The sequence below is a fragment of the Nitrosomonas sp. Nm51 genome, assembly GCF_900111165.1.
Lineage (GTDB): Bacteria > Pseudomonadota > Gammaproteobacteria > Burkholderiales > Nitrosomonadaceae > Nitrosomonas.
Map to the genome: position 1 here is coordinate 15,647 of NZ_FOGH01000031.1, position 14,383 is coordinate 30,029.

Below are 14,383 nucleotides of genomic sequence, written 5' to 3' on the forward strand. Positions count from 1 at the left end.
GGTTCAGTGAGTTTGTCAGTGACCATGGCAAGGCGTGCCTTGCAGGCAATAGTCGTTGTTTTCTATTGTCAAAGGACGAACGCAGCCCATGGATGCTGACAAGCTCACCCACAGGGCTTTGCCGTGGTGCTCTGCAACTGCGTTACAGTACTTGAAAAGGGAGCGCCCCTTTCCTGCGGCCGCGCCTTGTTGCATAACACCACGGTAACGCTGTACCAGGCAATATCATATTGAAGGAGCGCTAGTGCGGCATTGCTGCAAACCTGCCAAGGTCTTCCGTTACGACAACTGTTATAAATGTGTCAGTCGGATGTGTCAGTCGGTATTTCCATGCAGGTCCCGCATGATATTTTCCTGGTTCGAGTAGCGTATTCTTTCAGGCGCATTGGTACCGCCGGTTACCACAAAAGTCATCGCTTCTTCCGTACTCCAGTCGGTCATGACAACATTTTTAATCGGTACAATTTCAATGTAACCTGAAGTTGGATTGGGAGAAGTAGGTACGTAAACAGCCGCCAGTTGTTCTCCGGTTTCTGTGTCATCCAGAATTTTGGTAATAAATCCGATGGCTTTCATCTCTGAGGATGGAAAGCTGATCAGGACAACCCTTCGTCCTGAAACGGGCGGCTGGCTCAATGTATTGAAAAATCGTTTTGTGGCTCCGTAAATGGTTTGTACCAATGGAAGTCGCGCCAAAATGTCTTCATAAAGACCGATTACTTTTTTGCCTATCACAAACGAGGCGAGCAGTCCTATGCCATATAATCCGGCGATAGTTAACAACGCAGCAACACCCTGTTGAAAACTGGAGTCGAGTAACCAGTTGGCGATCGTGTCCGAATGCGGGCGCACTGCGCGTGCCAGTCCTTTCAGCAAGGGTTCACCCATTTGTGCCAGCATCTTCAGTACAAATTCAAAAACCAGCCAGGTTACCCAGAGCGGTGCAACTGTCAGTGCGCCGATCAGGACATACCTCCCGACATGTGCTGAACGCTCCTGTTGATGCATATTATTGTCCTTATTGGTATTCATAGCTGGCCTTGTATTGTTTGGCACAGGTTTTCGTGAACAGTGAGCCGTGAAAATGTACGATAACCGGTTTTATGTTCGTGTTCCTGAGGATAATAAGTTAAAAAATAAATGGCGATAAATGAGAGAGTGGCATTTTCACAACAGCGAATTATTAGAGTGGCCATTTGCTGGCACGTCAAGCTCGTTCTTGATAGAATCGCAAAGCAAAGTTTCTTAAATTTTACTCACTTAACCTGTGTTATATCAAATCCAAAACAAACAATAACCGATCCTCATGCCGGCATTGCTTCAATATAAAGGAATAAGATCAGCCAAGAAATTGAACTGTGCAGGATCGATATTATTCAGCCGGGTTTATCAAAAAGTAAACTGCTATCCGTGAGCATCATTTTAAGCAAGATGCACTTTAAAAAAGAATGAAAAGGGGCTTATATGTCATATAGTTCAACTCAAATAAATAAACTTCTCAACAGCCTGGAAAAGCATTTGGCTGACGAGCATCCGGATAATCCGGTACTGGCTAAAGCAGTCAAGAGTTTTCGGAAAATCGATTATATTGCTTATAGTATGGGCCTGCTGAGCCGCGACGAATCCTATGCGACCTGCGTGACCTGGTGGCCTATGATTGCCGTGTTGGGTACGTTTTCAGCAGGCAAGTCTACTTTCATTAATTCGCATTTAGGCATGAAGTTGCAGCGAACGGGTAACCAGGCAGTTGATGACAAGTTTACAGTCATTTGCTACAGCCGCCACGATGAAGCAAAAACATTACCGGGCGTAGCGCTCGATGCGGATCCGCGCTTTCCTTTTTTTCATATCAGCAAGAGCATCGAAGAAATTTCTGAAGCCGGGCATGAACGTATTGACGCTTATTTGCAGTTAAAAACCTGCCCTTCGGAAAATATTCGCGGCAAGATTCTGATCGATTCCCCGGGTTTTGACGCTGACAGTCAGCGTGCATCGACGTTGCGGCTGACGCAGCATATTATCAATCTTTCTGATTTGGTGCTGGTATTCTTCGATGCGCGCCATCCAGAACCCAAAGCAATGCAGGACACGCTCGCGTACCTTGTATCTGCAAGTGTCAACCGCGCCGACGCCAACAAGTTTCTCTATATTCTTAACCAGATGGACGTGACCGCCCAGGAGGATAATCCTGAAGAAGTGGTTTCAGCCTGGCAGCGCTCGCTTGCGGAAGTCGGCCTGATCGCCGGCCGTTTTTATCGAATCTACAATCCTGATGTGGCTGTGCCGATCGGTAATTCCAAAGTGAAGGAACGATTTGAAAAAAAACGGGAAGAGGATTTGAAAGACATATATGCGCGCATGCAGCAAATTGAGGTGGAGCGTTCATACCGTATTGTCGGCAAACTCGAGCAAACGGCAAAGTCTATTAAAAATCAAATAGTTGTTAAGCTGTCTGAAATGCTGAATGAGTGGAAGAGCAAAGTGCTTTTATTCGATGGCATTATCTTTGCAACACTTGCCGTATTTGCCGCTGTGATTTTACATTTATCCGGTTCATGGAGCTTATTGAGTGCATTGATTCCGGGAAGCGAATCGTTTTCGGCCACTGCATTACTTGTATTGTTGTTTGTTCTCATCTTTGTTCATTTTACAGTGCGAAGACGCATGGCAGGCAGGATTAAAAAGAAATTGACAGAGGAGATGGGCAATGACCATGAAGCATGTAAACAATATATCGGTGCTTTTAGTAAGAGTACAGCCGCCTACCGGTCAATGCTTTTCAAAAAACCAGCCGGTTGGAATGAAGTAACGGAACACACGATTGATGAAGTTGTCGATGAATCAAATGATTATATTCAGGAGCTGAATGATCAGTTCACTAATCCTTCTGGTATCGACGAAAAGAATTCCCAGGTATCAGCCGAATAAACGTTTTTTTTAGTTAACTAGTTTTACGGGCACTATAGTGGTGTCGATTTTATGAAAATCAATACAGATCAGAATTGTCTGGGCACCGGTCAGACCGGCTTTTTTAAAATGGATCTGCCAAGCAAAGCGGACATGATCTGTTTTGGACAAGGACCATTTTAAGGAGTAAAATTCGCAACTTTATAAAATTATTACGTTTGGTTTTAACTGGAGAAATATATGTCAGTAACAACTGATCAAAAAGCACAAGTCATGCGCGATTTTCAGAGAGGAGACGGCGATACCGGCTCGCCGGAAGTTCAGGTAGCGCTGTTGACTGCGCGTATTAATGATTTGATCGATCATTTTAAGATACATGTCAAGGATCATCACTCACGTCGCGGTTTGCTGCGGATGGTTGGCCGGCGGCGCAAGTTACTTGATTATCTGAAACGCCATAATATTAACGCCTATAAAGCGTTGATAGAACGCCTTGGCCTACGAAAATAGAAATGGCTGAATAATATGAACACAGTGGTTTAGCTGTTGTACTGTGGCTTGCACACTGATTATGGTTAGTGACTGTGCCGGCATTGAATTGAAGAAAAGGATTGTTAATTGAAATCTATCAAAAAAAGTATTACTTACGGGCGACACCAACTTATTCTGGAAACGGGCGAAATCGCCAGGCAGGCACATGGTGCGGTTATGGTGACAATGGATGACACTGTTGTGCTCGTGACAGTTGTTGGTGCAAAGCAGGTAAGGCCGGGCCAGGATTTTTTCCCATTGACGGTTGATTACCAGGAAAAATTTTATGCGGCAGGTAGAATTCCCGGCAGTTTCTTTAAACGTGAAGGGCGCCCTTCAGAAAAAGAAACACTGACATCCCGTCTTATTGACCGTCCCATACGTCCGCTCTTTCCGGACGGCTTTTATAATGAAGTACAGGTTGTAGCCACCGTTTTATCATCCAACGAGGAAGTGGATGCCGATATTCCTGCGATTATTGGAACTTCAGCAGCATTGGTTTTGTCAGGCATTCCGTTTGACGGCCCGATTGGTGCCGCACGTGTGGGTTATGTCGATAATGAGTATGTTTTAAATCCGACAACGACTGAGCTTAAAGATGCGCAGTTGAATCTGGTTGTTGCCGGGACCCAGCAGGCAGTGCTCATGGTTGAATCTGAGGCCATGGAATTGTCTGAAGACATTATGCTTGGCGCTGTAGTATACGGGCATGAACAAATGCAGGCTGTCATTGAGGTTATCAATGAACTGGCAGATGAGGCCGGTGTCACCGCCTGGGATTGGACCCCGCCTGAAAAAGATGCCGCTTTACAGAAAAAAGTCTCGGAACTTGCAGAGGCCGAGTTGCGCGAAGCTTTCAAAATCAGACAAAAGCAGGCGCGTGTCGAAGCCATCGCGAGTGTACGTCAGAAAACTATAGAAGCGCTCGGTGTTGGAAATGAAGATGGTGCAGAGCAAAGCGCTTTTGAAGAAGCTTTTTTTGCGCTGGAATCAGGAATTGTGCGTAATCAGATCCTTGATGGCGAACCCCGAATAGATGGCCGCGGAACGCGAACGGTCAGGCCGATTACAATACGCAGTGGCGCGTTGCCACGTACACACGGTTCGGCGCTTTTCACTCGCGGCGAGACACAGTCACTGGCAATAGCCACACTTGGTACTGCACGTGATGAGCAAAAAATTGATTCGCTACAGGGTGATTATTCTGAACGTTTTATGCTGCATTATAATATGCCTCCTTATGCAACCGGTGAAACCGGACGTGTCGGCTCACCCAAACGACGAGAAATAGGCCATGGGCGCTTGGCAAAACGCGCGCTGATTGCAGTGCTTCCTTCTCAAGAAGAGTTTGGCTATTCTTTGCGCGTTGTTTCAGAAATTACAGAATCTAATGGTTCCAGTTCCATGGCATCGGTATGTGGTGGTTGCCTGGCGCTGATGGATGCGGGTGTGCCCTTGAAAGGGCATGTTGCGGGGATCGCCATGGGCCTGATTAAAGAAGGTAACCGTTTTGCGGTTTTGACCGACATTCTGGGGGATGAGGATCACCTGGGCGATATGGATTTCAAAGTTGCTGGAACAGAACAAGGTATAACTGCCCTGCAGATGGATATCAAAATACAGGGTATTACTAAAGAAATCATGCATGCTGCGCTATTACAAGCGCGTGACGGACGTATGCACATTCTTGAAATTATGAAAGAGGCCGTGCCGGTAACACGTGACAGTATTTCGATTCACGCGCCACGCATCATAAAAATCAAAATCAACCCCGAGAAAATACGCGATGTTATTGGAAAAGGCGGCGCTGTAATCCGTACATTGACCGAAGAAACTGGAACAACAATCGATATTACTGATGATGGACAAGTTACTATAGCATGCGTCAATGCGGAAAATGGAGAGCTTGCTAGAAAACGTATTGAGGATCTTACCGCAGAAGTGGAAGTTGGCCGCGTTTATGCTGGTACCGTGTTGAAATTGTTGGATTTTGGTGCAATTGTCAGCGTATTACCAGGCAAGGACGGACTGTTGCATATTTCTCAGATCGCCAATGAGCGTGTCAATAATGTTTCCGATCATCTGAACGAGGGTCAATCAGTACGGGTTAAAGTACTTGAAGCAGATGATAAGGGCCGTTTACGCTTGAGTATGAAAGCAATCGCAAAAGAAGAAGCAGAAGATGCCGCAGGCAATGCTGCTGAGATGACCGATGCGACTGAAAATTAAGTTTAAATAAGGTTACGGCCCCGCTTTAATTAGATAGTGTCGCCATGAGCTATTAGTCCAGATAGCGACATATCGGATATGGATAGTCGCTAGAAATGATGCGGTATTCTTTGCATACCGAGTTGCAATGCCTCTCCAGTGCCTCAGGTGTAAGAATGCATTTTCCACTAAATGTCAGTATTGATATAAGTTTTTATCATGATCGTGAGATTGAGTGCGATTTTTCTTCGATGGAATCACTGGTTCGATTTGCTTGACCTTACAGTGCTCCAATATTCCGTTAATATCATAAGCCCGATCCGCCGGTAGATAATCGGCATTGATGCCAATTATCAACTCAACAGCTGAGTGTATGCAATCCACTGTAGTATCGTCTGTGGAGCATTCTAACCGGCATACCATTGGCATCCACAGCCAGGTGTGATTGTCAAGCCCTTTTTGTGCGATTCATCGCCTGATTGCCACCTCTTGCGCCGGATGCATGCGGGCGAACTTTAATATGACTGGCATCGATCATTAACCACTCGTAATCCGTGTCGTTGACCAGTGATTTCAGTAGCTTTTCCCAAGTCCCTTTGTCCCGCCATCGGCAAAATCGTCGATGCGTGTTCTTCCGGTCACTGTAATCCGGTGATAGATCTCGCCATGGAGTACCCATGCGTAAAATCCAGAATACCGCATTAATAAATTGGTAATTGTCTCTGGCAACGCAGCTTCAACTACCGGCTCGACCTGGCAAATGAGGCTTTAATAACGACCATACATGGTCTGAAAGATCACGCCGATGATAAGATTGAGGCATACTTTTCTCATGTAGAATAACTGGTTACATAATAATTATGCAGCTATTTCTACTTTATGACGACACTATCCAATACGCTGCGTTGCGCGTGCTAAAAAATAGCACACCTTAGTCTCACCCAACTGGGGTTTTCAAGGTGAATGGAAATATGAAAACATCATACTGTCTGACCAGCAGCATGACCCGATGACCAGGCCCATTGAAAGTTAAAACCACCCAACTGTCCGGTAACGTCGACGACTTCTCCAATAAAAAAAAGTCCGGGAAGCTGTTTGACTTCCATTGTTTTGGAAGATAATGCGTGGGTGTCTACTCCACCCAGTGTTACTTCAGCTTTTTTGTAGCCCATGGTGCCGCTTGGAACAACTTCCCAGTTACGGATCTGCTCGGCAATCTGCGATAGTGCGGTATTTTGGTACTGTCTGACAGGTTTATTGCCCATATGTGACAGCGCCAAGCCTGTCAAAACCCTGTCACACCAGACCTGGACAAACCGCTTGGGCAAATAGTTGGCGAGCAAATTTGACAATTGCTGATTGCAATAACGCTGCGACTTGAAAATATCGTGCATATCTAATTGTGGCAACAAGTCGATATGGATTGGTGTGCCGGGTTTCCAGTACGAAGAAATTTGAAGAATTGCCGGTCCGCTGAGTCCGCGATGTGTCAGCAAAATATTCTCTCTGAATGCAGCATGCTGCCAGCTGACCTGCGCATCAATGGCGATCCCCGGCATATTCTGGAAACTGGCGAAATTATCTGGCGAGACAGTTAGGCCCACCAGGCTGGGACGTAATGCCGTGACGGGAATATTAAACTGCCTGGCAACCCGGTAACCAAAGTCACTGGCGCCAATTTGGGGTATAGACAAACCGCCGGTGGCGATGACCAGCGAATGTGCCGTTAAGGTATTGCATTCTGTATCAATGAGAAAGCGTTTGCATTTTTTAGATTGACTGCCGGAGTCGTATTTAAGATATTGAATTTTTGTGATTAAAGAAGGAAACTGCCAGGCGACTCCGGCAAAATCACATTCTTTCTTGAGCATGTCAATAATCTGTTGCGCGCTATCATCACAAAATAATTGCCCGAGTTTTTTTTCATGATAACGTATGCCGTGTTTTTCCAGCAATGCAATGATGTCGAACGGTTTATAGCGCTCAAGTGCTGAACGGCAGAAATGCGGATTATTAGACAGGAAGTTTTCTGAATGCGTATACAGGTTGGTAAAGTTACAGCGGCCGCCACCTGAAATACGTATCTTTTCGGCTGGTTTTGGTGAGTGGTCAACCAGCAGAACAGAGCGCCCGCGTTTGCCAGCCTCAATTGCGCACATCATACCCGCAGCTCCGGCACCAACGATCACTACATCCGAATCTCTTATGGGCTTACGCATCAGACTGGCGGCCCGGCGGGTAAATTCAGCCTGCTGAGTGTGCCTCAAATAATAACGTTAAAAAACGGTGATTATTTTTCATTCAGACAATATGGGTAAAATACGTATGAACCATCATGATCACAAACAGCAGTATAGATACGCCGATGCGTATGCTCAATGATTTGACCATGCGCGTGGAATTGCCGCCGTCTTTATACATGTAATAAAGTGCTGAGCCCAGACTGTACAATATGATAAGAAATAATATCGCTGCTAAGATTTTCAATGGCTTACCTCTGCTTTGGAGAAGAATCAAGATATAGCCTGAATATGCACCAGCACGCTAGATTCTGCTCTGTAATTACTACGCCTGTTGGTTTCCATGGATCCTGACGAAAGTACAGTTTGTACCCACGAGTCCACTTGCCGGTTTTTAATTTGCCCTGTCTTGAATAGAACGCACATACTTCCTGTGCCGCGGAATAATTGTGTCTGCGGCCGCGGGCATGCTCAATTCAAAACAGTTCAGCGTTTAAATTCCAGCAACTGATGCAATATCCAGGCTAGGTACAGTTTATCTGAGATCAGCGCATTATCCAATGGAAAATTGAATGGCAACGCTATATTCAACAGCCGCAGACGGTTAAACGCAACCATGTACTCAGGAGTCGTTCATAAATAACTGTAACACCTGGATCGCATCTGGCGGACACACTGCGGCGTTGTTCGTCGTCGCCATAGCTTGTGCTATGACTCATCCTCCCGCCTTGCATTGCATCTCGCCAGACGCGCCCGATTGTCACACTTATTTATTCGCGGTTCCTTAAAAGCCTTGAATATTGATGTGAAAACATGCACGGCTTTTATTGGCGGTCTAAAGTATTATCGAAACCTGCTGCAGGACGAGAAGGCTATGGTTATGTATTATTTTTTTGCCCCCATCGCCAGCGCGCGCTGTTTTGACTGCTCAAGTACTTCCTGTGACGGTGCCGGTTCCAGCCAGTCATACAAATTCGGCTTGGCGATCTCAGCCAGTGCGGCGATCCAGTCGTCGCGTTCGTTCAGACAGGGGATATAATGGTATTCCTTGCCACCGGCTTCGGTGAAGGTTTTCTTACCCTCAATAGCGATTTCTTCAAGCGTTTCCAGGCAGTCCGAAACAAAGCCGGGGCAGGTGATGTCTACGCGGCGGGTTTGGGCTTTGCCGAGCTGTTCCAGTGTTTTGGCGGTATAGGGTTGAAGCCATTGTGCGCGGCCAAAGCGTGATTGAAAACAAACCTGGTACTGATCTTCGTTCAAGTTCAGCGTCTCGGCTAGCAAACGTCCTGTTTTCTGGCACAAACAGTGATAAGGATCGCCTTTATCAAGGTTTTTGCGCGGAACGCCATGAAAACTGATGATCAGTTTATCGGGATGGCCGCGCTGATTCCAGTAATCACGAATGTTTTGTGCCAGTGACGCGATATAACCAGGATGGTCGTGATACTGTTTGACGGTGCGAATGGCCGGCATATTGCGAATATGCCTGAGCGCGGAAAAAACAGCATCCATGGCGGCGGCGGTGCTGCTTGCGGCGTATTGTGGAAACAGGGGGATGACCAGAATGCGGTCGCAACCGGCTTCGGTCATTTTATTAATTACACTGGCGACGGACGGATTGCCGATATTCATGGCGTATTCAACCATGAGTGCAGAGCTGGTCGTATTTTGCAGCGTTTCAGCCAACAGTGCTGTCTGGCGTTCAGTATGCACTTTCAGCGGCGATCCTTCAGATGACCAGATCAGCGCGTATTTTTCCGCCGATTGCTTAGGCCTGAACGGCAAGATGAATCCGTGCAGTATGGGCCACCAGATCAACCGCGGTACTTCAATAACACGCGGATTACTCAAAAATTCCCTGAGATAAGGCCGCAACGCTTCCTTTGTTGGCGCATCAGGCGTGCCCAGATTAATCAATAGTACGCCTGCTTTACCCAGTGTGCCGTGCTGGTAATTGGATTCATCGGTCATGGATCAAGGCCTCTGATATGAATGGGTTAGAGTCAGCATGGCACTACTGCTGTGACAAACTGCTGGATAATAGTTTTGCGGTTACATCGACGATCGGAATAATGCGCTCGTATGCCATGCGTTTGGGGCCGATGACACCGACAGTACCGACAACAGAGCCCTCTGCTTTGTATGACGCAGTAATAACGCTGAATTCATCGAATGCGGCAGCGTCGGATTCGCCGCCGATAAAAATTTTAACGCCATGCGCGTTACGGCTGAGCTCAAGCAGTTGCAGCAGCTTGGTTTTTCGTTCAAATAATTCAAACAGTTTTTTGAGACTGGTCAGACTTTCCGATGCATCAAGCGTATCGAGTAGCCTGCGTTCACCGGCGAGAACGATGACTTCGCTGCTTTCTTTGACAGCATCGCCGCCTGCTTCTATTGCGGCGTTCATCAATTTGGTCATGTCCTGTCTGAGCTGTTTCAGCTCTGTCTGTACCCGGCTACGGATTTCATCGAGTGCGCAGCCGGCATAATGCTGATTGATAAAATTACCGGCTTCAATCAGATCGGACTGGTTGTAAGGTTTGTCGGTAAAAATGATACGGTTTTGTACATCGCCATCGGGCGTGACGATAATCAACAAAATTCTTTTTTCCGATAACGCCATGAATTCAATATAACGGAATACCGCGCCAGTGCGTTTCGGCGTAACCACAACTCCGGCGAAATGCGTCAGCTCTGAAAGCAGCTGCGATGCTGCATTGGCCAGGCGCGTTGGATTATCCGGGTGCAACTGGTTTTCAAGGTGATGCAGTTCTTCTTCGCGCAGTGATTTGATCACCAGCAGATGGTCGATAAACAGCCGGTAGCCTCTAGGGGTCGGAACCCGGCCAGCAGAAGTGTGAGGACTCATGACCAGCCCCATTTCCTCAAGGTCGGCCATAACGTTGCGTATGGTTGCCGGACTTAAATCCAGGCCCGAAAACTTGGATAGCGAACGCGATCCTACCGGCTGTCCTTCATGGATATAGCGTTCTACCAATGTTTTTAACAGTATTTGAGCTCTTTCATTAAGCATATGCCAATTTTACAACAATCTGAGTAATTTAATCTGTCTTGTCCGCTTAGTGCTGACAGGATTGTATATAATACATTGTCGCATATAATGCTAAACTTCTTTTCACAGGAATATATGGCTGTGCAACGTTTTTCAGCCATTTTTTAAGCTTTCTTTAAGCCCGGTTGCCAATATAATGTTGTTGCCTGGTGGACCGGGTTTCCCAGGTTGTATAGCTTGCGATTTTACAGTTGCTTGTCCTGCAACCGGTATGCTAGTTTTATTGAATGGACTGGCATCATTAGACATTGAAATCATGCATAGTAGTGAATACGCGCAGATAACACTGACATTAATTGTAGTTTACTTAGATATTCAGTAATGAGTTTTCCGTTTAAATCGATAGCATTGATTGGTAAACATAAGAATCCGGAGATTGCGGCACCTATTTTGGATCTTGCTGAATATTTAACCAGACTGGAGTTTGAAGTGTTTGTTGACCATTTAACTGCCTCCTATCTGCCGAATGAATCGTATAAAGCATTGACGCTCGAAGAAATCGGCAGGCAGGCCGATTTGGCCGTGGTGATGGGGGGTGATGGAACAATGCTGAACATCGCGCGCATGCTGGCTTCCTATGATGTGCCGTTGATCGGAATTAACCAGGGACGTTTGGGGTTTTTGACGGATCTGTCAACCGACACTATGCTGGAAACGCTCAATGAGATGTTGCAGGGACATTATACAGCCGAACGCCGCATGCTGCTGTATGCCGAGGTGATACGCCAGAATAACAGTGTATTCAGTGCGCTGGCGTTTAATGATGTCGTGCTGTACCGGGGCATGAGCAGCGGCATGGTCGAATTTCAGATCAGCATCAATAATGAATACGTCAATACGATGCGTTCAGACGGCCTTATTGTGACAACGCCGACGGGCTCGACTGCCTATGCATTGTCTTCAGGCGGACCCATACTCCATCCTGGCCTGGATCTGATTGCGTTAGTGCCAATATGCCCGCATACGTTAAGCAACCGCCCGATTGTAATCGGGCCCGATGCAAGCGTGGAAGTGCACATGCTCAGTTCGCTTGATGCGCGCGTGCATTGCGACAGTCATTCCAGCTACGATTTGGAACATGCCGACCGCATTATCATCCGGCGTTTTCCCAAGACCGTACGCCTGTTGCATTCCGTCAACCATAGTTATTACCGCATGTTGCGTGAAAAGCTTGGCTGGAGTGAACTGCATTAATCAGTATCTTTGATCATGCTCAGACTGCTCAGCATCAGCAATTTTGTCATTGTGGATCAAATGGAGATTGAGTTTTCACCGGGCTTTACGGTGTTAACTGGTGAAACCGGCGCAGGCAAGTCGATCATGATCGACGCACTGTCACTCACACTGGGCGAACGCGGTGATTCCAGCCAGATACGGCAGGGATGCGAACGTGCGGAAATCAGTGCCTTGTTCGATACCGAAGCATTACCCGAATTTTGCGAATGGCTGACTCAACAGGATTTGCAGGGCGATCCGGATAGCTGTATTCTGCGCCGCATCCTGGATGCCAGCGGCCGTTCGCGAGCACTGATTAACGGCCATACCGTAACACTGCAGCAACTGCGCGCAGCTGGGGATTATCTGGTTGCCATTCACAGCCAACATGCGCATCAGACTTTGCTGCAGAAATCAGCACAACGCGATTTGCTGGATGCATTTGCCGGTTGCACGGAACTTGCGCACACCGTTAAAACCGCATATCAGGACTGGCAAAACTTGCAGCACAAGCGAATCGACAGCGAACAGCGATTATCCGCATCATTGGAAAAGCGCGAACAGCTTGAGTGGCAGAAACACGAACTCATGGAACTCAACTTCACCGATAATGAGTGGGGAACAGTACAAACGGACCACAACCGGCTTTCAAACCTGGCCGGCTTGCTGGAAGCAACCGAAAACGGAATCGAATTATTGTCAGAAAATGATGCCGCCGTGGTTTCGCAAATCAATGCCGTAAAAAATCAGCTGCACAATATGGTCGAATATGACAGCCAGTTGCAGACTGTAGTCGATTTACTGGATTCCGCCCAGATTCAGGTGCAGGAAGGCATATACGAACTCAGGCATTATCGGCAGCGACTCGATATCGATCCGCACTATCTACAGGAAATCGAGCGGCGCATCACGGCCATACACGGCATCGCCAGAAAGTACCGCGTCGCACCTGAAGCACTGCCGAATTTGCTTGAAGATGTGTGTGTTCAGCTCGCGTCGCTGGAAAGCGGCGGGAATCTGGCGCAACTGACCGAGCAGGCGCAGGCCGCACAGGCGGCTTACCGCAACCTGGCAGAAAAGCTGAGTACAAAGCGCCGTAAAGCCGGAACAACTATGGCAAAAGCTGTGACCAAGACGATGCAAACGATTGCCATGGCTGGCGGCAAATTTTCAGTTATGTTTGAGCCTTTGGCTCAGGGGAATGCGAATGGTCTGGAGCAGGTCGAGTTTCAGGTTGCCGCACACAAGGGCCTGGCGCTCAAACCGCTGTCCAAAGCTGCATCAGGCGGTGAGTTGTCGCGTATCAGCTTGGCAATACAGGTGGTCACCTGTCGGACCGGAACTGTACCAACGCTGATTTTCGATGAAGTGGATGCCGGTATTGGCGGACGCGTCGCGGAAATTGTCGGCCAGCTGCTCAAACAATTGGGAGATGCGCGGCAGGTGATGTGCATCACGCATCTGCCGCAGGTGGCTGCGGCGGGCGATCAGCACATGCAGGTAAGCAAATCGGAGAATCGCGGCAGTCAACAGATACAGAGCCGGATAGCAATGCTTGACGGTGATGAACGTGTGAATGAGATCGCACGTATGCTGGGTGGTGTGAAAATGACGGAAGCAACGCGCGAGCATGCGGCAGAGATGTTGCAAAATAGCGCTGCCGGATAAATGGCTGGCTTGAAAGAATTGCCAGATTCAGCTTCAGTCAAACGCTTTAACCTATTCTCCTCTATAAGGACTTCCCGATATTTGCAAGAAGAATTTTGTTTCCGGTAATTTGTTTAAATGTTGTCATGTCCTCTGATTGTATCTTTACTGATGCTCCCTTTAGTCATGATAGCTATTTGGAGACAATGTCTTTGCAGCTCTATAGCCGGCCTCTGTTTGGCCACTTGTGCGGCCGGGCCACGATAAAATCCGCGCACGGAATCCTTATTCAGTTGACGGCTCCACTATCGGTTGCTGATCGCCCATGGAAAGACAGACAGGCACAGATCAACGGTGGACGCGTCCAATGAATACAGCTTGTTTTAAAACGAAAAGAATGGCCCGGTGCCATTTACCGGCAACGGTTTAACCTAAATTCCTCAGTTAGCTGGAATCAAATGCCAACGTAGCGGGAAATGAATCAAGAAATTGTGATTTCTGGGGTTTGCTGGCAATAATTTTACTGATGATATAACGCACCAAGGCTGGCCAGCGACCTGCT

General features: G+C 47.4%; 11 protein-coding genes and 1 pseudogene. 5 read left to right on the forward strand and 7 right to left on the reverse strand.

The annotated features are described in order from the left end of the window. Positions 1–315: 315 nt before the first annotated feature. On the reverse strand, positions 316–1,032 hold the full coding sequence (locus tag BMY60_RS10470; protein WP_218141680.1) for a DUF502 domain-containing protein: 717 nt from the start codon (positions 1,030–1,032) through the stop codon (positions 316–318). 432 nt (positions 1,033–1,464) lie between these two features. Between BMY60_RS10470 and BMY60_RS10475 the strand changes: the two genes are divergently transcribed. From BMY60_RS10475 to pnp, 3 genes are all read left to right on the forward strand, one after another. Continuing rightward, positions 1,465–2,928, forward strand: coding sequence for a dynamin family protein (locus tag BMY60_RS10475; RefSeq protein WP_090333474.1), 1,464 nt, complete (start codon positions 1,465–1,467; stop codon positions 2,926–2,928). 219 nt (positions 2,929–3,147) lie between these two features. Next, positions 3,148–3,417: a 30S ribosomal protein S15 gene (gene rpsO, locus BMY60_RS10480; RefSeq protein WP_090333475.1), complete on the forward strand. Its 270-nt coding sequence runs from the start codon at positions 3,148–3,150 to the stop codon at positions 3,415–3,417. A 108-nt stretch (positions 3,418–3,525) separates the two neighbouring features. Beyond that, entirely contained in the window at positions 3,526–5,667 is a 2,142-nt protein-coding gene (gene pnp / locus BMY60_RS10485) for a polyribonucleotide nucleotidyltransferase (protein WP_090333477.1), read from the forward strand. A 12-nt stretch (positions 5,668–5,679) separates the two neighbouring features. On the opposite strand, the pseudogene BMY60_RS10490 reads toward pnp, so the two are convergent. The 6 genes and pseudogenes from BMY60_RS10490 to hrcA all read right to left on the reverse strand — a co-directional run bounded on the left by BMY60_RS10490 (position 5,680) and on the right by hrcA (position 10,920). Next, positions 5,680–6,469: pseudogene (locus BMY60_RS10490) on the reverse strand (IS5 family transposase). A 157-nt stretch (positions 6,470–6,626) separates the two neighbouring features. Next, positions 6,627–7,865 carry a BaiN/RdsA family NAD(P)/FAD-dependent oxidoreductase gene (locus BMY60_RS10495; RefSeq protein WP_090333478.1) on the reverse strand — a complete coding sequence of 413 codons (1,239 nt, stop codon included), beginning with the start codon at positions 7,863–7,865 and terminating at the stop codon, positions 6,627–6,629. Between the two features lie 82 nt (positions 7,866–7,947). Beyond that, the gene (locus BMY60_RS10500; RefSeq protein WP_090333480.1) at positions 7,948–8,133 is read right to left on the reverse strand and encodes a twin transmembrane helix small protein; all 186 of its coding nucleotides are present in this window, start codon (positions 8,131–8,133) and stop codon (positions 7,948–7,950) included. A 340-nt stretch (positions 8,134–8,473) separates the two neighbouring features. Then, positions 8,474–8,605 (reverse strand): hypothetical protein, encoded by a 132-nt coding sequence (locus tag BMY60_RS16320; RefSeq protein WP_256250799.1) that lies wholly within the window; start codon positions 8,603–8,605, stop codon positions 8,474–8,476. 166 nt (positions 8,606–8,771) lie between these two features. Beyond that, positions 8,772–9,857, reverse strand: a complete 1,086-nt coding sequence (gene hemH, locus BMY60_RS10505; RefSeq protein ID WP_090333481.1) for a ferrochelatase — start codon at positions 9,855–9,857, stop codon at positions 8,772–8,774. Between the two features lie 43 nt (positions 9,858–9,900). After that, positions 9,901–10,920, reverse strand: a complete 1,020-nt coding sequence (gene hrcA / locus BMY60_RS10510) for a heat-inducible transcriptional repressor HrcA (RefSeq protein WP_090333482.1) — start codon at positions 10,918–10,920, stop codon at positions 9,901–9,903. 360 nt (positions 10,921–11,280) lie between these two features. On the opposite strand from hrcA, the gene BMY60_RS10515 reads away from it, so the two are divergent. Together BMY60_RS10515 and recN are read left to right on the forward strand one after the other, a co-directional pair. Continuing rightward, positions 11,281–12,153, forward strand: coding sequence for an NAD kinase (locus tag BMY60_RS10515; protein ID WP_090333483.1), 873 nt, complete (start codon positions 11,281–11,283; stop codon positions 12,151–12,153). 15 nt (positions 12,154–12,168) lie between these two features. After that, on the forward strand, positions 12,169–13,842 hold the full coding sequence (gene recN / locus BMY60_RS10520; RefSeq protein ID WP_090333484.1) for a DNA repair protein RecN: 1,674 nt from the start codon (positions 12,169–12,171) through the stop codon (positions 13,840–13,842). Positions 13,843–14,383 lie beyond the last annotated feature (541 nt).

What these genes read in the sequence shown, in the direction of transcription:
- BMY60_RS10495 (WP_090333478.1), bottom strand. Translation starts at nt 7,865, where the DNA reads ATGCGTAAGCCCATAAGAGATTCGGATGTAGTGATCGTTGGTGCCGGA.
- BMY60_RS10470 (WP_218141680.1), bottom strand. Translation starts at nt 1,032, where the DNA reads ATGAATACCAATAAGGACAATAATATGCATCAACAGGAGCGTTCAGCA.
- BMY60_RS16320 (WP_256250799.1), bottom strand. Translation starts at nt 8,605, where the DNA reads ATGAGTCATAGCACAAGCTATGGCGACGACGAACAACGCCGCAGTGTG.
- BMY60_RS10515 (WP_090333483.1), top strand. Translation starts at nt 11,281, where the DNA reads ATGAGTTTTCCGTTTAAATCGATAGCATTGATTGGTAAACATAAGAAT.
- recN (WP_090333484.1), top strand. Translation starts at nt 12,169, where the DNA reads ATGCTCAGACTGCTCAGCATCAGCAATTTTGTCATTGTGGATCAAATG.
- hrcA (WP_090333482.1), bottom strand. Translation starts at nt 10,920, where the DNA reads ATGCTTAATGAAAGAGCTCAAATACTGTTAAAAACATTGGTAGAACGC.
- rpsO (WP_090333475.1), top strand. Translation starts at nt 3,148, where the DNA reads ATGTCAGTAACAACTGATCAAAAAGCACAAGTCATGCGCGATTTTCAG.
- hemH (WP_090333481.1), bottom strand. Translation starts at nt 9,857, where the DNA reads ATGACCGATGAATCCAATTACCAGCACGGCACACTGGGTAAAGCAGGC.
- BMY60_RS10475 (WP_090333474.1), top strand. Translation starts at nt 1,465, where the DNA reads ATGTCATATAGTTCAACTCAAATAAATAAACTTCTCAACAGCCTGGAA.